The sequence below is a fragment of the Aeromicrobium sp. Leaf245 genome, from assembly GCF_942548115.1.
Classification (GTDB): Bacteria; Actinomycetota; Actinomycetes; order Propionibacteriales; family Nocardioidaceae; genus Aeromicrobium.
Window position 1 is genome coordinate 3,290,955 of sequence record NZ_OW824151.1, and the last position, 18,717, is coordinate 3,309,671.

Genomic DNA, 18,717 nt, shown 5'->3' on the forward strand with positions numbered 1-18,717 from the left:
CGTGACGCGCAGCTACCCGGGCCGACGCTGGGTCGACCGCTCCCTGCGGGAGGTCGTGTCCCGCGACCACCGCATGTCGCCCGCGGCGCTCCGGCGGCGCCAGTGGGTGACCGCCGGTGTCGTGGTGCTCGGCGCCGTCGTGCTCGCCATCTCGTTGCGCGTCGAGCCCGGCAGCCCGTGGTTCTACCCGCTCACGTTCGGGCTCGCCGCGGTCTGGACCATCGGCGCCTTCGCGTCCGGTCGGCTCCACCTGGGGCACATCGTCACCGACGACCCCGACGACGAGGACGGCCTCGTCCGCCCCGTCGTGCAGCCCATCGCCCTCGGTCTGGCGCTCGCGGGCGTGTTCGTCGTGGGCGCTCTCGTCGTGCGGGACATCCCGCTGCTGTCCGACCAGGTCGAGAAGGTGCTGGGGTTCGCGACCGAGGGCACGTTGCCGGTGCTCGTCGTCGTCACCGCCGTCAACGGCGTGGCGGAGGAGCTGTTCTTCCGCGGCGCCGCGTACGCCGCGATCCCCCGGCACCCGGTCGTCTGGACGACCGTGGCCTACACCGTCGCGACGCTCGCCACGGGCAACGTGATGCTCGCGTTCGCCGCGATCCTGCTCGGCGTGGTCGTAGGACTGCAGCGCCGCGCCTCGGGAGGCATCCTCGCGCCGGTCCTCACGCACTGCACGTGGTCGCTCACCATGCTGCTCGCCCTCCCCCCGATCTTCGGGCTGCGCTAGCGAGGGACGAGCGGACGGCCGGGCCCGGGCCTCCCCGGACCCGGCCGTCGCACATCATCGGTCGAGCTGGGCTCAGATCTCGCGCTTGAGGATCTTGCCGGTCGCGGTCATCGGCAGCTCGTCGCGGAACTCCACGATGCGCGGGTACTTGTAGGCCGCGAACTGCTCCTTGCCCCACGCCACGAGGTCGGCCTCGGAGACGTCGTCGTGGTCCTTCTCCTTGACGACCACGGCCTTGATCTCCTCGCCGTGCGACTCGTGGGGGACGCCGATGACGGCGACCAGCGAGACGGCCGGGTGCGAGATCAGCACCTCCTCGAGCTCACGCGGGTACACGTTGAAGCCACCGCGGATGATCATGTCCTTGCTGCGGTCGACGATGTAGTAGAAGCCGTCGGCGTCCTTGCGCGCGAGGTCGCCCGAGCGGAACCAGCCGTCGTGGATGGCCTCCTCGGTGGCCTCGGGACGGTCGTAGTAGCCCTTCATGACGTTGTGGCCCTTGATGGCGATCTCGCCCACCGCGGACTTGCCGTCCTCCTGGACGTCGTCGGGCACGTCGTTCCACTCGTCGTCGATGAGCTTCATCTCCACGCCGGGGATCGGCACGCCGATGGAGCCGACGCGCGGCTCCTCGCCGTAGCGGGCGAACGACGCGACGGGCGACGTCTCCGACAGGCCGTAGCCCTCGAGGATCGTCACCCCGAAGCGCTCGGAGAACTGGCGGTGGATGTCGACAGGGAGCGCCGAGCCGCCGGCTGCGGCGACCCGCAGGTTCTTCGCGATGGTCGCCACGTCGACGCTGTCGTCGAGCGCGCCCAGCAGGCCCCAGTACATGGTGGGGACACCCGCGAAGTAGGTGACCTGCTCCTTCAGCATGAGCCCGAGCGCCGCCTGCGCCTCGAAGCGCGGCAGCATGACCACGGTGCCGCCGAACGCCACCGCGCCGTTCTGGATGCAGGTCTGCCCGAAGGAGTGGAACAGCGGCAGGACGCACAGGTAGGTGTCGGGGTTGGACTCGTCGGCGCCGAACAGGTCGGCGCCGGCCAGCGCGTTGTCGCGCATGTTGCGGTGCCGCAGCTCCGCGCCCTTGGGCTGGCCCGTGGTGCCCGACGTGTAGAGGATGACCGCGGTGTCGTCGTCGTCGCGCTCGACCGTCTCGAACGTGGGCGGCTGCTGCGCCACGAGCGGGGCGTAGAACTCGGGCGCCTCCATGGGCTCCGGGGCGGCGGAGTCGAGCTTGATGAGGAAGAAGTCCTTGCAGCCGTCGACCGCCTGGAAGCCCTCCCACGCGGCCTCGCCGATCGGCAGGTCCGGCGTGCCCTCGAACGCGAAGTAGGCCACCGCGTCGGAGTCGTCGAGGTGGTAGGCGACCTCACGACCGCGCAGCAGCACGTTCAGCGGAACGACCGTGGCGCCTGCCTTGAGGATGCCGAAGTAGATGATCGTGAAGTACGGAAGGTTCGGGCACGAGAGCGCCACCTTGTCGCCCGGCTGGACGCCCCGCGACACGAGCAGGTTCGCCACCTGGTTGGCCGCACCGTTCACCTGCGCGTAGTTCAGGCGGGTGTCGCCGAAGACGATCGCCGTCCGGTCGGCGTACTTCTCGGTGGTGGTCTCCAGCAGGGCGGCGAGATTGGCCACGACGGCTCCTCGGGTCAGGGGGTGTGTGCGACGTCACCCACAGTACCCAGCGCTCGGATACCGCGAGTACGCGACTCCCACCCGGAACGCGCCTCGACCGGCCGTCAGAAGCGGGAGCCGGTGAGCTGCTCGTACGCCTGTACGTAGCGCTCGCGGGTGCGCTCCACGACCTCGGCCGGGAGCGTCGGGGGCGGCGTGTCGCTCGCCCGGTCCCAGCCCGACTCGGTGGTGAGCCAGTCCCGCACGAACTGCTTGTCGAACGACGACTGGGCACGGCCCGGCTGGTAGGTCTCGGCCGGCCAGAAGCGCGAGGAGTCGGGCGTGAGGACCTCGTCGGCGAGCACGATGGTGCCGTCGGGCCGGGCCCCGAACTCGAGCTTGGTGTCGGCCAGGATGATGCCGCGGGTGCGGGCCACCCGCTCGGCGCGGGCGTACACGGCGAGCGTCAGGTCGCGCAGCCGCTCGGCGACCTCGGACCCCACGAGGTCGACGACCGCCTCGAAGTCGATGTTCTCGTCGTGGTCGCCCAGCTCGGCCTTCGAGGCGGGGGTGAAGATCGGCTCCGGCAGGCGCGACCCGTCGACCAGGCCGTCCGGGAGCGGCACGCCGCACACCTGGCCGGTGGCCTGGTAGTCGGCGAGGCCGGAGCCGGTCAGGTAGCCACGGACCACGCACTCGACCGGGTACATGTCGAGCTTCTCGACGACGAGCGCGCGACCACGCACCCGCTCGGGCACCTGGGTGGAGACCACGTGGTGCGGCACGATGTCGGCCAGCTGGTCGAACCACCACAGCGACATGCGGGTGAGGATCTCGCCCTTGTCGGGGATGCCGGGGCTCAGCACGAAGTCGTAGGCCGAGATCCGGTCCGACGCCACCATGAGCAGGTGGCCCGACTCGAGCTCGTAGAGGTCGCGGACCTTGCCGGAGTGCAGGTGCAGGGCACCGGGGACGTCGAGAGGCACGGCGACAGCCTAGGTCCTGAGAGCCGGATGGTCCGACAGCGGACCCGGGACGTCAGTCCGCCAGGACGTCCGACATCACGTGGTCGACGACGCGGGACGCGGCAGCGCCGTCGTCCCAGGGGGCGTAGGTCGCTCGGAACTGTGCGAGCCGCTCGGCCCACGCCGTCCTCAGGCCAGGGACGTCACGCAGGACCTCCAGCAGGGCCTCACCGCTGCGGACCACCGGGCCCGGCGCCTCGACCTCGAGATCGAGGTAGAACCCCCTCAGCTCCCGCTGGTAGTGGTCGAGGTCGGACGCGAGGAACACCATCGGCCGGGCGAGGATGCTGTAGTCGAACATGACGGAGCTGTAGTCGGTCACGAGGACGTCGGACGCCAGCAGAAGCTCCTGGGTGTCGGGATACCTGCTGACGTCGAGAGCCACGTCGGCGTGCTCCTGCAGGCTCGGCCGCTCCCGGACGAGGTTGTGGAAGCGCACCGCGAGCGTCGCCGTCGCGCCGAGCTCCTCGCGCCAGCGGTCGAGGTCGATCTCCAGGTCCTGGCGCCAGTAGGCACCGACGCGCTGGTCGTCGCGGAAGGTGGGGGCGTAGAGCACGAGCAGTCGGTCCTCTGCGACACCCAGGCGCCTCCGGACGAGCGCCCGGCGCTCCTGCGCGTCGGCCCCCACCAGCGCGTCGTTGCGGGGGTAGCCCGTCTCGAGCATCCGTCCCTCGAACCTGAAGGCGCTCTCGAAGCAGGCGCTCGCGTACGGACTGGGCGAGACCAGCACGTCCCACTGACGGGTGAGGTGCGCAGCCTTCTCGTGGTAGTCGTCGCCGCGCCCGGCCATCCGCTCGACGTCGTGCTGCATCTTCTTCAGCGGGGTGCCGTGCCACGTCTGGACGTACGTCGTGCCGCGGGGCGTCTCGACGAGCTCGGGGAGATTCTGGTTCGTGACCCAGTACCTCGCGCGGCCGAGCAGCCAGAAGTACTCGAGGGTGAAGCGGCCGACCTTGCGCCCGGGACCTTCGGCCAGCCGGACCGGGGTGTAGGAGACGTAGACGAGCTCCGCGGTCGACCCGCGCGCCTGGAGGTGCTCGAAGATCGCCCGTGGGCTGTCGCCGTAGCGGGCACCGCGGTCACTCTCGAAGACGACCAGGTCGCGCCGCGGCAGCCTCGCGGCGAGGCCGAACACGGCGCGGGCGAGCCGGACGTAGTGCGGGCCGGCGCGGAAGCGGTCGTAGCCGGCGCGGTGGTCGGCACGGAACCGCCACACCCGGTCACGCCAGCGTGCGCGTCGTCGGACCACGTCGTAGATGCGTCCGCAGGCCCCGGTGTCGCGGTGCTGGAGGAAGCGGTCCGCACGGTCGACCATCTGCGGAGCCATCCCCGCACCGCTCTCGAGCGCCGCCGCGACCCAGGACGCGGTCTCGTCGGCGCTGCGCAGCACAGGACCCGGCAGCTGGGTCTCGAGGTCGATGTGCGGCCCGCGTGCTCCGACGAGCATGCGGGCCTGGTCGAACTGGAAGAACCCCACGGGCCGACGCAGGAACGCCGCGTCCCACGCCACGCTGGAGTAGTCGGTCAGCAGGACGGAGGCACGGCGCAGGAGCTCCTGCAGGTCGAACGTGCCGGCCACACGGACCTCGACCCCCTCGGCCACCAGCTGGTCAGCGACGATCGCGGCGTTCGGGTGGAGGACGAGCACGACCCGCGTGCCCCGCTCCTCGAGCTGACGCCGCAGGTGCGGGTGGTCGAGGACGTCGTGCCACTGGCGCACGTAGTCCGTCGTCGTCGGGTCGTCGGCACTGCGCAACCAGTCGCGCCACGTCGGCATGACGAGCAGCAGCCGGTCGGGCTCGGGCGGGTCGGCCAGCAGGGCGTCGAACCGGGCGAACCCGGTGACCGCGACCTGGTGAGGCGCGTAGAGGTAGTCCTCGACGAAGATCCGTCGCTCCAACGGCGAGCACGCGATCACGACGTCGGACGCGAGCCCCTGGGCGGGTCGTCGTCCGTAGTGCCGCGTCACGTTCTTCATCGCCGTCACGCCGTGCTGCAGGAAGACGCGGCGTCCGCGGGAGCGCTTGACCACCCAGTCGGCGCGCCCGGCCAGCAGCTCACCCACGCCGTGGGTGTAGAGGTACCGGGAAGCCACGAGGGCGAGCCACACGTGCCGCCGAGAGCCCCGCACCACGACCTGGCCGAGTGGCGCCACCCTCGCGTGGCCCTCGGAGCCGGCGTCGGTGACGAAGTAGACGCGACGTCGCGGGTGGTGCGCGCGCACCCACGCGAAGAAGTGGTACCCGTTGTCGTCCGCCCTGCCGCCCGTCTCCCCGACCAGCCACACCCGCGCCCATGGACGGACCAGCCAGAGCGCCCAGGCGACGCGACGCAGTCGGGTCAGCAGGGCGTGGGCGTCGGCGTCGTACGTCTGGACGGACAGCGCGAGCCGCTTGACCCGGAAGGTCACGTACGTGGACAGCACGTGGACCCGTGCGCCGTCGACGACGACCAGCTCGGGCGCCATCTCGCCCAGCGCCGACTCCGGGACGGGGACGTCGACCGGCTCCGCCTCGGACGGGTGGGCGACCGCAAGGACGACATCGATCTGCTCGGCGTCCTGCACGACGTCACGGCACCGCTCGACAGGGATCGTCCCGGTGGCCGCGACCACCCAGTGGCCGGTCGCGCGCTCACGCTCGGTGTCCGCGACCGGGTCGAGCGGCACCGCGACCTGCGCGCCGGTGCGCCGGTTGCGCAGCTGCAGCGTGACCGCGGCGAACGGCTGGTCGGAGCTCGCGAGGTCCGCCTTCACCTGGGCGTGCCCCTCCGCCACGGTGAGCGAGAAGGAGTCGACCTTGTGCTGCGACGGCGACACGTCCGCGAGGACGATGGACACGGTGCTCTTCGCCGTCAGGTGGACCCAGCGCCTCGAGCCTGCGACCGGGACCCCGACGTCGGTGCCGCGACGGACGATCTGCGCCGCTCGCCCGAGGCGCAGCTCGCGCGACGGGTCGTCGGCGGTCCTCGTGTCGAGGAACAGCGCCACCGAGCGTGCGTCGGCGGGCACGAGGTCGGTCGACGCGAGGTCGAGCTCCACGTCGAAGTCACTGCTGGGTACGCACGCCACCCGGACCTGCGACTCGTCGCCGGCTGGACCCCAGCGGGCGACCAGCCCGGTGACCCGGTGCGTCTCGCGCAGCCGCCCCGTGATGCGCAGGACGGTGCCGTCGAGCTCGAGCTCGAGTCGCTGGCGCACCGGAACGCGCGGTGCCGTGGAAGGCGCGCCGCCACCACGTCGCGCGACGGCCCGGCGCAGACGACCGAGCTGCGCGCGCACGGCGGCGGCCTGCCTCACAGGATCGCGCCAGGCGCGTAGGCAGCCGCCTCCGGATCTGCCGAGACGACGGCGTCGACCTGCGCGACGACGGCGGCCACCTGGGCCGTGGCCGCACCGGTGAACTCCAGCGGCGCGGCGACGAGCATCGCGAGGTCGGGCTGGGTGAGCGCCAGGCGCTCGTCGGCGGCCAGGCGGTCGAAGAGCTCGTTGCGGGCCGCGCCCTTCTCGCGCATCTCGAGGGCGACGCCCACGGCGTGCTCCTTGATGACCTCGTGGGCGACCTCGCGGCCGACACCGGCCCGCACCGCCGCCATGAGCACCTTCGTCGTCGCGAGGAACGGCAGGTAGCGGTCGAGCTCGCGCTGGACGACGGCCGGGAAGACGCCGAACTCGTCGAGCACCGTCAGGAACGTCTCGAACAGGCCGTCGGCGGCGTAGAAAGCGTCGGGCAGCGCCACCCGGCGGACCACCGAGCACGACACGTCGCCCTCGTTCCACTGGTCACCGGCCAGCTCGCCCACCATCGAGACGTACCCGCGGACGATGACGGCCAGGCCGTTGACGCGCTCGCAGGAGCGGGTGTTCATCTTGTGCGGCATGGCGCTCGAGCCCACCTGGCCGGGCTTGAAGCCCTCCGTGACCAGCTCGTTGCCCGCCATCAGGCGGATCGTGGTGGCCAGGTTGGAGGGGGCCGCCACGAGCTGGGCCAGCGAGGTCACCACGTCGTAGTCGAGCGAGCGCGGGTACACCTGGCCGACGCTGGTGAGCACGCGGTCGAAGCCGAGGTGGGCGGCGATCCGTCCCTCGAGGTCGGCGAGCGCCTGCTGGTCCCCACCGAGGAGGTCGAGCTGGTCCTGGGCGGTGCCGACCGGACCCTTGATGCCTCGCAGCGGGTACCGGGCCAGCAGGTCGTCGAGCCGGCCCACGCCGGTGAGCAGCTCGTCGGCCGCGGTGGCGAAGCGCTTGCCGAGCGTGGTGGCCTGCGCGGCGACGTTGTGGCTGCGCCCGGCCATGACCAGCTCCGCGTGCTCGGCCGCGAGCCGCCCCAGGCGGGCCAGGGCCGCCACCGCGCGCGAGCGCAGCACCTGCAGCGAGGCACGCACCTGGAGCTGCTCGACGTTCTCGGTGAGGTCGCGCGACGTCATGCCCTTGTGGATGTGCTCGCTGCCGGCCAGCGCGGCGAACTCCTCGATGCGGGCCTTCACGTCGTGGCGGGTGACCTTCTCACGCTCGGCGATCGACGCGAGGTCGACCTGGTCGACCACGGCCTCGTACGCCTCGATCACGCCGTCGGGCGTCTCCACCCCGAGGTCGCGCTGTGCCTTCAGCACCGCGATCCACAGCTGCCGCTCGAGCACGATCTTGTGCTCGGGCGACCAGATGCGGGCGATCTCGGGCGAGGCGTAGCGGTGGGCCAGAACGTTGGGCGTCGTCACGGACGCCATCCTCCCACCGCGGCCTCCCGCGGCTCACCACGGTCCCGGAGCCCGACCAGGAGGCCGGGCCGACCGTCAGGCCTCGATCTCGCCGCGCTGGGCGGCGAGGGCGATGTCGGAGCGGAACTGGGCGCCCTCGAAGGAGATCGCGTCGACCCCGGCGTAGGCGCGGTCGCGGGCGTGCTCGAGGTTCTCACCCACTCCGGTGACCGACAGCACGCGACCGCCTGCGGTGACCAGCCGACCGTCCTCGTCGAGCGCGGTGCCCGCGTGGATCACGTCGACACCGTCGATGGCGTCGGCCGCCCCGACGCCCAGGATCACGTCGCCCGAGCTCGAGGTGGCGGGGTAGCCGGCGGAGGCCATGACCACCGTGACGGCGGTGCCGTCGTGCCAGGACGGCAGGCCGACGGAGGCGAGCTCCCCGGTGGCGGCACCGTGCAGCAGCGACGACAGCGGCGTGCGCAGCAGCGCGAGGATGGCCTGGGTCTCGGGGTCGCCGAAGCGCGCGTTGAACTCCACGACCCGCACGCCGCGCGACGTGAGCGCCAGTCCCGCGTAGAGCAGACCCTGGAACGGGGTGCCACGACGAGCCATCTCCTGGACCGTGGGCACGAGCACGCGACGGGAGACCTCGGCCACGAGGTCCTCGGGCGTCCAGTCGAGCGGCGTGTAGGCGCCCATGCCACCGGTGTTCGGGCCGGCGTCGCCCTCGAGGGCACGCTTGAAGTCCTGGGCGGGGAGCAGCGGCAGCACCGTCTCCCCGTCGGTGATGGCGAAGAGCGAGACCTCCGGACCGTCGAGGAACTCCTCGATGACCACGCGGTCGCACCCCGCCGCGTGGGCGACGGCGGCCTGGCGGTCCTCGGTGACGACCACGCCCTTGCCGGCGGCGAGGGCGTCGTCCTTCACGACGTAGGGCGGGCCGAACGCGTCGAGCGCGGCCACGACCTCCTCGGGCGTCTCGCAGACGTGCGCCAGGGCGGTGGGCACCTCGGCGGCGGCCATGACCTGCTTGGCGAAGGCCTTCGAGCCCTCCAGCTGCGCCGCGGCACGCGAGGGGCCGAAGCAGGCGATGCCGGCGTCGCGGACGGCGTCGGCGACCCCGGCCACCAGCGGCGCCTCGGGACCCACCACCACCAGGTCGGCACCCAGCGAGGTGGCCAGCGCCGCCACGGCCGCCCCGTCGAGCGGGTCGACGTCGTGCAGGCTCGCGACGTCGGCGATGCCGGGGTTCCCGGGGGCCGCGTGCACCTCGGTCACGCCCGGGTCACGGGACAGCGCGAGGGCGAGGGCGTGCTCGCGCCCGCCCGTGCCGACGACCAGCGTCTTCATGCCTCGTCCTCCAGGAGGTCGTGCAGCACCACGGTCTCCTCGCGGTCCGGGCCGACGCCGACGGCGGAGATGCGCGCCCCCGACATCGCCTCGACGGCGCGCACGTACCGCTGCGCCGCCTCGGGCAGGTCGTCCATGGTCCGGGCGCCGGAGATGTCCTCGGTCCAGCCGTCGAAGTACTCGTAGATCGGCTTGGCGTGGTGGAAGCCGGTCTGGGTCGTGGGCATCTCGTCCACCCGCTCGCCGTCGACGTCGTAGGCGACGCACACGGGGATGCGGTCCCACCCGGTGAGCACGTCGAGCTTCGTGAGCACGAAGTCGGTGACGCCGTTGATGCGTGCCGCGTAGCGCGCCACCGGGGCGTCGTACCAGCCGCAGCGTCGCGGACGGCCCGTCGTGGTGCCGAACTCGCCGCCGTTGGTGCGCAGGCGCTCGCCGTCCTCGTCGAAGAGCTCGGTGGGGAAGGGACCCTCCCCCACGCGGGTGGCGTACGCCTTGACGATGCCGATGACGCGGGTGATCCGGGTGGGCGCGATGCCCGAGCCGGTGCACGCGCCGCCGGTGGTGGCCGACGACGAGGTGACGAAGGGGTACGTGCCGTGGTCGACGTCGAGGAGCGTGGCCTGGCCGGCCTCGAGCAGCACCGTCTCGCCGCGGTCCAGCGCCTCGTGCAGCACGAGCGCGGTGTCGGCGACCATCGGCCGCAGCCGCTCGGCGTGCACGAGCAGCTGGTCGACGATCTCGTCGACGCTCACCGCCCGACGGTTGTAGACCTTGGTGAGCATCTGGTTCTTCAGCTCGAGCGCGCCCTCGACCTTGGCGCGCAGGATCTTCTCGTCGAAGAGGTCCTGCACGCGCACGCCCAGCCGGTTCATCTTGTCGGCGTAGGTGGGGCCGATGCCACGCCCGGTGGTGCCGATCTTGCGGCTGCCGAGGAAGCGCTCCGTCACCTTGTCGAGGGTGCGGTTGTAGTCGGCGATGAGGTGGGCGTTCGCGCTCACGCGCAGGGCGCTCGTGTCGATGCCACGCGCCTCGAGGGCGTCGATCTCCTCGAACAGGACGTCGAGGTCGATCACGACGCCGTTGCCGATGATCGGCGTGCACCCGGGCGACAGGATGCCGCTCGGCAGCAGGTGGAGGGCGTACTTCTCGTCGCCGATGACGACGGTGTGGCCGGCGTTGTTGCCGCCGTTGAACTTGACGACGTAGTCGACGCGGCTGCCGAGCAGGTCGGTGGCCTTGCCCTTGCCCTCGTCACCCCACTGGGCTCCGACGATGACGACTGCGGGCATGCGATGCACCCCTCGAGGTTCGTAGTGACGCTGTGACGCGAGAGAAGCCCCGACGGTGCGGGGCTCTGACTGCCGCATCGTATCGGGACGAGCGTCCCAGCCGCGAATGCCGAGGTGGTCGACGCTGCGCCGGGTGCCGTCGGGGCATAGGCTCCGAGGGCGCCGGGAGGGGGCGTTTCGTACGACGACGCCAGCGCGGAGGGAGCGCCATGACCGGCACGGGACCCTGGGTCGCTGTGGTGAACGCCCAGGCAGGCAGCAGCGACGACCCGCGCCTCGAGGAGGCGCTCGAGACGTTGCGGGCGCGCGTGACCCTCGAGGTGCGCCGCACCGAGGACGCCGACGACCTGCGGGACGCGGTGCGTGCGGCGCGCGGCGGCGTGGTCGTGGCGGTCGGAGGGGACGGCAGCATCCACGCCGTGGTCACCGCGATCGACGACCTCGACCAGTTCGACGACGTCGAGCTCGCGATCGTCCCCCTCGGGACGGGCAACGACTTCGTGCGCACGCTCGGCATCAGCGACGACCCGGTCGAGGCGGCCCGTCAGGCCCTCGACTCCGAGCCCCGGCTCGCCGACCTGATCCGCGACGACGACGACCGGCTCGTCGTGAACGCCGCGCACATCGGGCTGGGCGCGGAGGCCAACATCAAGGCGGAGCCGTGGAAGAAGGCCTTCGGGCCCGTCGGCTACGCCATGGGCGCCGTCATCACGGGTGTCGTCGGCAAGGGCATCCGCGCGTCGGTGACGGTGGACGGGCAGCCCGTGCACTCACCGCGTCGGCTCATCCAGGTGGCGGTGGGCAACGGCCGGTACGTGGGGGGCGGCGCGCCGCTCCTGCCGGAGGCCGACCCCTTCGACGGGTCGCTCGACGTGGCCGTGGTGTGGGCGCACGCCCGCTGGAAGCGCCTCGCCTACGCGTGGCGACTGCGGCGCGGTCGGCACCCGATGCGCGACGACGTCGTGTACCTGAAGGTGCACGAGGTGACGGTGACCGGCGAGTCGACGCCGGCGAACCTGGACGGCGAGATCGCGTCGCCGAGCACGCGGCACGCATGGCGGGTCGAGCCCGGTCGCCTGCGCCTGCGCGCCCCGGCCGGTGCGCCTCCGGACCTCCCGGACTGACACGCACCTGCCCCCACGGGGGTCCGAGGGGTCAGCGCACGAGCTCGGCGTACGCCTCCGGGCTCGACTCGTGGAGGAACTCGCGGCAGCGATGCGCCTCGGCGTCGTCGCCGAGCCGCTCGGACCCCGTGGCGAGCACGGCGAGCGAGCGGAGGAAGCCCTGGTTGGGCTCGTGCGACCACGGCACCGGTCCGTGACCCTTCCAGCCGTTGCGCCGCAAGGAGTCCAGCGAGCGGTGGTAGGCCGTGCGCGCGAAGGCGTAGCCCTCCAGGTCGCGTCCGTCGTCGAGCGCGTCCTGCGCCAGCAGGGCCCACGCGAGGACCGAGTCCGGGGTCGTCGAGGCCACGGCCTGCGGCGACGTGCCGGTCGCCAGCTCCGCGGCCCCGGGGTCGACGGGCAGGAACGTCTCGGGCGGCTCGCCCAGCAGGTTCGTCATGGTGTCGACCCTACGCACCGGGTCCCGCTCGCCGCCTCGCGCGTCCAGCGTGGGGTCGGGCCCGGCTTCGGCGTTGATGCTGCGCTGCTGCGGCTGGGTCTCGCGGCGGCCTCCGAAAGAGCCTCGACGGACAGGAGCGTCGGGGTCGGCCGAACCTCCCGGCCACCCGATCCGCGCTTTGACGCCTTGACGTCGATCTCGCAGCCCGGAATCGACGCAAAGGCGTCACAACGCTGGATTCGGACACTTCCGGGGCATTCCGACCCCTTCAACCGCCCCGGAAGTGTCCGAAACGCGAGCCGCGGCCCGGGAACCCCGCCGGCACGCCGGGTCCGCCCCGGTCGAGGCCCTTTCGGAGCCCACCTCGATGCCCGCGGCAACCGGCGCAGCCCCGAACCGGGCGCGACCGGCTTCCCCGGGCACCCGATCCGCGTTGTGACGCCTTCACGTCGATCCGGAGGCGGGAAACCGACGCGAAGGCGTCAAACCGCCCGAGACCGTGACCTCAGAGGGAGGTGCCGGCCGACCGCAGGTTCTGGCAGGCCTCGACCACGCGGGCGGCCATGCCGGCCTCGGCGGCCTTGCCCCAGGCGCGGGGGTCGTAGGCCTTCTTGTTGCCGACCTCGCCGTCGATCTTCAGCACGCCGTCGTAGTTGCTGAACATGTGGCCGACCACCGGGCGGGTGAAGGCGTACTGGGTGTCGGTGTCGACGTTCATCTTCACGACGCCGTAGTCGACCGCCGCCGAGATCTCCTCGGGCAGCGAGCCCGAACCGCCGTGGAAGACGAAGTCGAACGGGGCGTCCTTGCCGTACTTCTGGCTGACCGCATCCTGCGCGGCCTTGAGCACCTCGGGCCGCAGCTTCACGTTGCCCGGCTTGTAGACGCCGTGCACGTTGCCGAACGTGAGGGCCGTCAGGTAGCGGCCCTTCTCGCCCAGACCGAGGGCCTCGGCGGTGGCCAGGGCGTCCTCGGGCGTCGTGTAGAGCTTGTCGTTGATCTCGGCCTCGACGCCGTCCTCCTCGCCACCGACGACGCCGATCTCGACCTCGAGGATGATGTGCGCGGCGGCAGCCTTCTCGAGCAGCTCCTGCGCGATCACCAGGTTCTCGTCGAGCGGCACGGCCGAGCCGTCCCACATGTGCGACTGGAAGTACGGCAACCCGCCGCCGGCGACCCGCTCGGCCGACGCGGCCAGCAGGGGCCGGACGAAGCCGTCGAGCTTGTCCTTCGGGCAGTGGTCGGTGTGCAGCGCGACGTTGACCGGGTACTTCTTGGCCACCTCCTGCGCGAAGGCGGCGAACGCCAGCGAGCCGGACACCATGTCCTTGACGGTGGGGCCGGAGAAGTACTCCGCGCCGCCGGTGGAGACCTGGATGATGCCGTCGGACCCTGCCTCGGCGAATCCCGCGAGTGCGGCGTTCAGCGTCTGCGACGACGAGACGTTGATCGCCGGGTACGCGAACGACTCGGCCTTGGCCTTGTCGAGCATCGCGGCGTAGATCTCGGGAGTGGCGACGGGCATGGAGGTCTCCTGGAGGTCGGCTGGTCGACCGGACGAGCGGTCACGTCAACCCTACTGGTCCAGGCGCTTCACGAGAGCCCGGGCGAGCACCTGCACCGGGCTCCACACCGACGAGAACGGCGGCGCGTACGACAGGTCGGTCATGACCAGCTCGTCGACGGACATCTGCGACCACAGCGCCATGGCCGCCACGTCGATCCGGGCGCCCGCGCCGCGCCCGCCCGCGACCTGCACGCCGAGCAGGCGCCGCGTCCCACGCTCGGCGAGCCCCCACAACGTCATGGGCTCCGCACCCGGGTAGTAGCCGGCGACGGTGGTGGACTCCACCGAGGCGCTCACGACGTCGAGCCCGGCGTCATCGGCCTGGGCACGGCCGAGTCCGGCGCGCGCGATCTCGAGGTCGCAGAACTTGGTGATGGCGGTCTGCACGGCGCCGGGGAAGACCCGTCCCGACCAGTCGGCGCCGAGCGAGGCCGCCAGGGACTCCCCCGCCACCATGCCCTGCTTGTTGGCGTGGGTCCCGAGCGGCAGGTGGATCGGTGTCCCCGTGAGGCGGTCGAGGGTGACCACGCAGTCACCCGCGGCCCAGACGTCGGCCAGGACCGACCCGTCCGGACGGAGCACCCGCTGCTGGTCGTCGGTGACGATGCCGTCCTTCGGCCCAGTGGCAGCGGTCGTGAGCAGGTCGCCACGCGGCGCGACTCCGAAGGCCGCGACGACCAGGTCGGCCGGGTAGTCGTCCTCGTCGGTGCGCACGGAGGTGACGGCGCCGTCCGCTCCCACGCCGAAGCCGGTGACCGCGGCACCGGTGACCACCTGGGCACCCTTCTCGCGCATGGCGTCGGCGACGAGCTCACCGATCTCGTCCTCGACGATCGGCAGCGGGGTGCTCTCGCGCTCGACCACGGTGACCTCGAGCCCCTGGGCCAGGCACGCCTCGGCCATCTCGATGCCGATGTAGCCGCTGCCGACGACGGCCACCCGGCGCGCGCCGGCGCGGATGCGGTCGAGCACCTGCTGGCCGTCGACGAGGTCCTTGACGGTCTGCACGTTCCCGGCGTCGATGCCCGGCAGCTCGGGCAGGATCGAACGCGCTCCGGTGGCGACGACGAGGCGGTCGTAGGTGACGACCTGCTCGCCTGCGAGGTCGCGGTAGGTCACGGTGCGCGCGTCGGTGTCGACCGCGGTCGCCTCGCTGCCGAGGCGCACGTCGATGCCCCGTTCGCGGTGCTCCTCGGGTGTCCTGGCCACGAGGGCGTCGGGGCCGTCGACCTCGCCCGCGACCCAGTACGGCACCCCGCAGGCGGAGTAGGAGGTGTGGTGCCCGCGCTCGAGCACCACCACCTCCACGTCGGGCACGAGACGGTTGAGGGACGACGCGGCCGTCATGCCCGCCGCGTCACCCCCGATGACGACGACGCGGCTCATGCTCCCGAGCCTAGGGCGACGCACCGACGCACGCCCGCCCAGACGGCCCGGCCGTCAGCCGGCGTGCTCGCGCACCCAGGCGTGCATGGCGATGGCGGCGGCGGCTCCGGCGTTGATGGACCGGGTCGAGCCGAACTGGGCGATCGACAGGGTCGTCGCGCACGCCGCACGGGCCGCGTGGCTCAGGCCCGGGCCCTCCTGGCCGAACAGCAGCACGCAGGCACGGGGCAGCGTGGTGGTCTCGAGCGGCACCGCGCCGGGCAGGTTGTCGATGCCGAGCAGCGGCAGGTCCTGCTCGTCGGCCCAGGCCGCCAGCGCCTCGACGTCGGCGTGGTGGTGGACGTGCAGGTAGCGGTCGGTCACCATCGCGCCGCGCCGGTTCCACCGGCGCCGGCCGACGACGTGCACGGCCGCGACGTTGAACGCGTTGGCGGTGCGCACCACGGAGCCGATGTTGAAGTCGTGCTGCCAGTTCTCGACCGCCACGTGCAGCGGGTGCCGGCGCGTGTCCAGGTCGGCGACGATCGCCTCGACGCTCCAGTACCGGTAGCGGTCGACGACGTTGCGCCGGTCCCCCTCGGCGAGGAGCGTCGGGTCGAGCCGGGGGTCGTCGGGCACGGGCCCCTCCCACGGGCCCACACCCACCTCGACGCCGTCACCTTCGACACCGTCACCCTCGGCCCCGCCCCTCGTGCCCGGGTCCAGCGAGGGGGTCACGCGCCGTACTGGTCGCGGTAGGCGCGTGCCGCGTCGAGGTGCTCGGCGTGGCGGCCGGACTCCTCGAGGAACTCGATGACGTGGTCGAACGTCACGATCGCCTCCACCGGGACGCCGAGGTCGCGGCGCACCTCGTCGACGGCCGAGAGGTCGCCCGCGCCACGCTCCTGCCGGTCGACGGCCACGACGATGCCGGCCAGCTCGGCGCCGGCGTCCTCCACCAGCGGCACGACCTCCCGGATCGCCTTGCCCGAGGTGATCACGTCGTCGACGAGCAGGACCCGTCCCTGGAGGGGTGCGCCGACGATCATCCCGCCCTCGCCGTGGTCCTTGGCCTCCTTGCGGTTGAAGCTCCACGGCACGTCGCGCCCGTGGTGCTCGGCCAGCTGCACCGCGGTGGCCGCGGCGATGGGGATGCCCTTGTAGGCGGGGCCCAGGAGCACGTCGAAGTCGGGCGCGCGCTCGGCGATCGCCGCGGCGTAGAAGCGGCCCAGCCCGGCGAGCCGTGCGCCGGTGTCGAAGCCGCCGGCGTTGAAGAAGTACGGCGACGTCCGGCCCGACTTCAGCGTGAAGGAGCCGAACCGGAGCACGTCGTGGCCGATCGCGAACTCCACGAAGGATCGCTGGTAGTCCTGCATGGTCGCGGGGGCTCCTAGGCGCCGGGGAGCGGGATCTTCCGCTCGGGGTCGGACTTGTCGACGATCTTGACCAGGTCGCCGAAGACGACGTTGCGGTTGCGCGTGTGGAAGAGCTCCGAGCAGGTGAGCATCGTGAGCACGTTGGCGGTCGGCGGCTCGCCCCGCATGTCAGGGTCCGGAACCTGCTGCAGCGGCCAGCCGACGGTGAAGTCGAGCGTGAGCGAGTCACCGTCGTTGCGCAGCTGGTAGGTGAACACCGCCGTGCGCGTCTCGATGTGGACGAGGTCGCCCTTCTTCAGCTTCAGGAAGTCGCGGAAGGGCTCGCCGTGGGTGACGCGGTGCCCGGCGATCGCGAAGTTGCCGAGCTCTCCCGGCAGGGCCGCCTCCTCGTACATGCCGACGCCCTTGGAGAGCGACTCCTGGTCGAAGCCCTTGACGATGGGGACCTCGTACTCCGTGCCGAAGCGCGGCACGCGCAGGAGCCCGATGTTCTTCCCGTCGGTGCCGTTCTTCCAGTCGTCGGAGATGATCTGGCGGATCTCGGCCTGCTGCTGCTTGGCCACGACGTTGGTGCCCCAGTACTGCCAGGCGACGTACCCGAGCACGCCGAGACCCGACAGGATCAGCACCACGCCGAGGAGCCGGACGAGGGAGAAACGACGCCGCCGCGGAGCACGACGTCCACCCCCGGCGGGCGGGGAGGGCGCGGTCGCGGTGGTCATGGGGCCGATTCTCTCACCCTCGTCCAGGCGGCCACCCCGCGTCGACTGTGACCCACATCTCATCGGTCGCGCGGCCTTCTGGCTCGAATCCGCCCAGCGCTGACCCGCCGGGCCACTAGTATCAGGACCGTTGCCCCGCCGTTTCACCCCCCGAGAACGGCGGGGCAGCGCTCTGTCCGGGCTCGGGACGCACGCGTCCAGGTCGACCACCGGGGCGGGCCCGCGGTGCGTAGAGTCGCGAGGGATGAGGACGCAGAGCAGCCGGATCGACGGACTGGGCACCACGATCTTCGCGCGGATGAGTGCCCTCGCGGCCTCGACCGGTGCCGTGAACCTCGGCCAGGGGTTCCCCGACACCGACGGCCCCGACGCGGTGATCGACGCCGCCGTGGCCGCGCTCCGCGGGGGCGCCAACCAGTACGCACCCGGCCCGGGCGTGCATGACCTCCGGCTCGCCGTGGCCGAGCACCAACGCCGCTGGTACGGCCTCGAGGTCGACCCCGAGACCGAGGTCGCGGTCACGACCGGCGCCACCGAGGCCATCGCGGCCGCGGTGCTCGGCATCGTGGAGGCCGGCGACGAGGTGATCGTGCTGGAGCCCTACTACGACTCCTACGTGGCGGTGCTGCAGATGGCCGGTGCCGTCCGCCGCCCGGTCACGCTGCGCGCACCGGACTTCCGCCTCCCCGTCGACGAGCTGCGCGCCGCCGTGACGCCGCGCACCACCGCGATCCTGCTCAACACCCCGCACAACCCCACCGGCACGGTGCTCACGCCCGACGAGCTGGCCGCCGTGGCCCAGGTGGCCCGCGACCACGACCTCGTGGTGATCAGCGACGAGGTGTACGAGCACCTGACCTTCGACGTGACCCACGTGCCGATCGCCACGCTGCCCGGCATGCGCGAGCGCACGCTCACCATCTCCAGCGGTGGCAAGACCTTCTCGTTCACGGGGTGGAAGGTCGGGTGGGCCACCGGCCCCGAGTCGCTGGTGCGGTCGCTCCTGGGCGCCAAGCAGTTCCTCACCTTCACGTCGGGCGCACCGCTGCAGCCGGCCATCGCCGCCGCGCTGCGCCTGGACGACGACTACTTCGCCTCCTTCACCGACGGCATGAGGGCCCGTCGCGACCAGCTGTGCGCAGGGCTGGCCGACGTCGGCTTCGACGTCGTGGTTCCCGACGGGACCTACTTCGCGACCACCGACATCCGCCCTCTCGGCTTCGAGGACGGGCTCGAGTTCTGCCTCGCGCTGCCCGAGCGGGTCGGCGTCGTGGCCGTGCCGCACCAGGTGTTCCACGACCCCGACACCCCACTCGAGGACAACCCCGGCAGGCCGCTCGTGAGGTGGGCGTTCTGCAAGAGGCCGGACGTCATCGACGAGGCCGTCCGACGTCTCGCGGCGCTGTGACGCG

14 protein-coding genes and 1 pseudogene are annotated in these 18,717 nt (G+C 72.1%); 3 read left to right on the plus strand and 12 right to left on the minus strand.

Annotated elements, in window-relative coordinates:
* Position 1: 1 nt before the first annotated feature.
* Complete coding sequence (locus NBW76_RS16035; protein ID WP_055969454.1) at positions 2–727, plus strand: CPBP family intramembrane glutamic endopeptidase; 726 nt, start codon at positions 2–4, stop codon at positions 725–727.
* Positions 728–799: 72 nt separating this feature from the next.
* Here NBW76_RS16035 and NBW76_RS16040 read toward each other — a convergent pair whose 3' ends face one another.
* From NBW76_RS16040 to NBW76_RS16065, 6 genes and pseudogenes are all read right to left on the minus strand, one after another.
* Entirely contained in the window at positions 800–2,368 is a 1,569-nt protein-coding gene (locus NBW76_RS16040; RefSeq protein WP_056552685.1) for a long-chain fatty acid--CoA ligase, read from the minus strand.
* Between the two features lie 116 nt (positions 2,369–2,484).
* Positions 2,485–3,333 (minus strand): annotated as a pseudogene (locus NBW76_RS16045) (phosphoribosylaminoimidazolesuccinocarboxamide synthase); the annotation flags it as partial.
* Positions 3,334–3,385: 52 nt separating this feature from the next.
* Positions 3,386–6,652: a CDP-glycerol glycerophosphotransferase family protein gene (locus NBW76_RS16050; RefSeq protein WP_156364674.1), complete on the minus strand. Its 3,267-nt coding sequence runs from the start codon at positions 6,650–6,652 to the stop codon at positions 3,386–3,388.
* Between the two features lie 14 nt (positions 6,653–6,666).
* On the minus strand, positions 6,667–8,088 hold the full coding sequence (gene purB / locus NBW76_RS16055) for an adenylosuccinate lyase (RefSeq protein WP_235492875.1): 1,422 nt from the start codon (positions 8,086–8,088) through the stop codon (positions 6,667–6,669).
* A gap of 75 nt (positions 8,089–8,163) precedes the next feature.
* Positions 8,164–9,423, minus strand: coding sequence for a phosphoribosylamine--glycine ligase (gene purD / locus NBW76_RS16060; RefSeq protein ID WP_056552692.1), 1,260 nt, complete (start codon positions 9,421–9,423; stop codon positions 8,164–8,166).
* Positions 9,420–10,715: an adenylosuccinate synthase gene (locus NBW76_RS16065; protein WP_056552695.1), complete on the minus strand. Its 1,296-nt coding sequence runs from the start codon at positions 10,713–10,715 to the stop codon at positions 9,420–9,422. The genes purD and NBW76_RS16065 overlap by 4 nt, the downstream gene beginning before the upstream one ends.
* 209 nt (positions 10,716–10,924) lie before the next feature.
* On the opposite strand from NBW76_RS16065, the gene NBW76_RS16070 reads away from it, so the two are divergent.
* Positions 10,925–11,839 (plus strand): diacylglycerol kinase family protein, encoded by a 915-nt coding sequence (locus NBW76_RS16070; protein ID WP_055969477.1) that lies wholly within the window; start codon positions 10,925–10,927, stop codon positions 11,837–11,839.
* Between the two features lie 31 nt (positions 11,840–11,870).
* On the opposite strand, the gene NBW76_RS16075 is transcribed toward NBW76_RS16070, so the two are convergent.
* From NBW76_RS16075 to NBW76_RS16100, 6 genes are all read right to left on the minus strand, one after another.
* Positions 11,871–12,275 (minus strand): DUF3151 domain-containing protein, encoded by a 405-nt coding sequence (locus tag NBW76_RS16075; protein WP_055969480.1) that lies wholly within the window; start codon positions 12,273–12,275, stop codon positions 11,871–11,873.
* 505 nt (positions 12,276–12,780) lie between these two features.
* Complete coding sequence (fbaA, locus tag NBW76_RS16080) at positions 12,781–13,800, minus strand: class II fructose-bisphosphate aldolase (RefSeq protein WP_055969482.1); 1,020 nt, start codon at positions 13,798–13,800, stop codon at positions 12,781–12,783.
* A gap of 51 nt (positions 13,801–13,851) precedes the next feature.
* The gene (locus NBW76_RS16085) at positions 13,852–15,228 is read right to left on the minus strand and encodes an FAD-dependent oxidoreductase (RefSeq protein WP_055969485.1); all 1,377 of its coding nucleotides are present in this window, start codon (positions 15,226–15,228) and stop codon (positions 13,852–13,854) included.
* A gap of 54 nt (positions 15,229–15,282) precedes the next feature.
* Complete coding sequence (locus NBW76_RS16090; protein ID WP_056552999.1) at positions 15,283–15,933, minus strand: TrmH family RNA methyltransferase; 651 nt, start codon at positions 15,931–15,933, stop codon at positions 15,283–15,285.
* A gap of 8 nt (positions 15,934–15,941) precedes the next feature.
* Positions 15,942–16,583, minus strand: a complete 642-nt coding sequence (gene pyrE / locus NBW76_RS16095) for an orotate phosphoribosyltransferase (RefSeq protein WP_055969488.1) — start codon at positions 16,581–16,583, stop codon at positions 15,942–15,944.
* 14 nt (positions 16,584–16,597) lie between these two features.
* Positions 16,598–17,305: a class E sortase gene (locus NBW76_RS16100; protein WP_055969491.1), complete on the minus strand. Its 708-nt coding sequence runs from the start codon at positions 17,303–17,305 to the stop codon at positions 16,598–16,600.
* A gap of 244 nt (positions 17,306–17,549) precedes the next feature.
* Between NBW76_RS16100 and NBW76_RS16105 the strand changes: the two genes are divergently transcribed.
* Entirely contained in the window at positions 17,550–18,713 is a 1,164-nt protein-coding gene (locus NBW76_RS16105; protein ID WP_056552697.1) for a pyridoxal phosphate-dependent aminotransferase, read from the plus strand.
* Positions 18,714–18,717 lie beyond the last annotated feature (4 nt).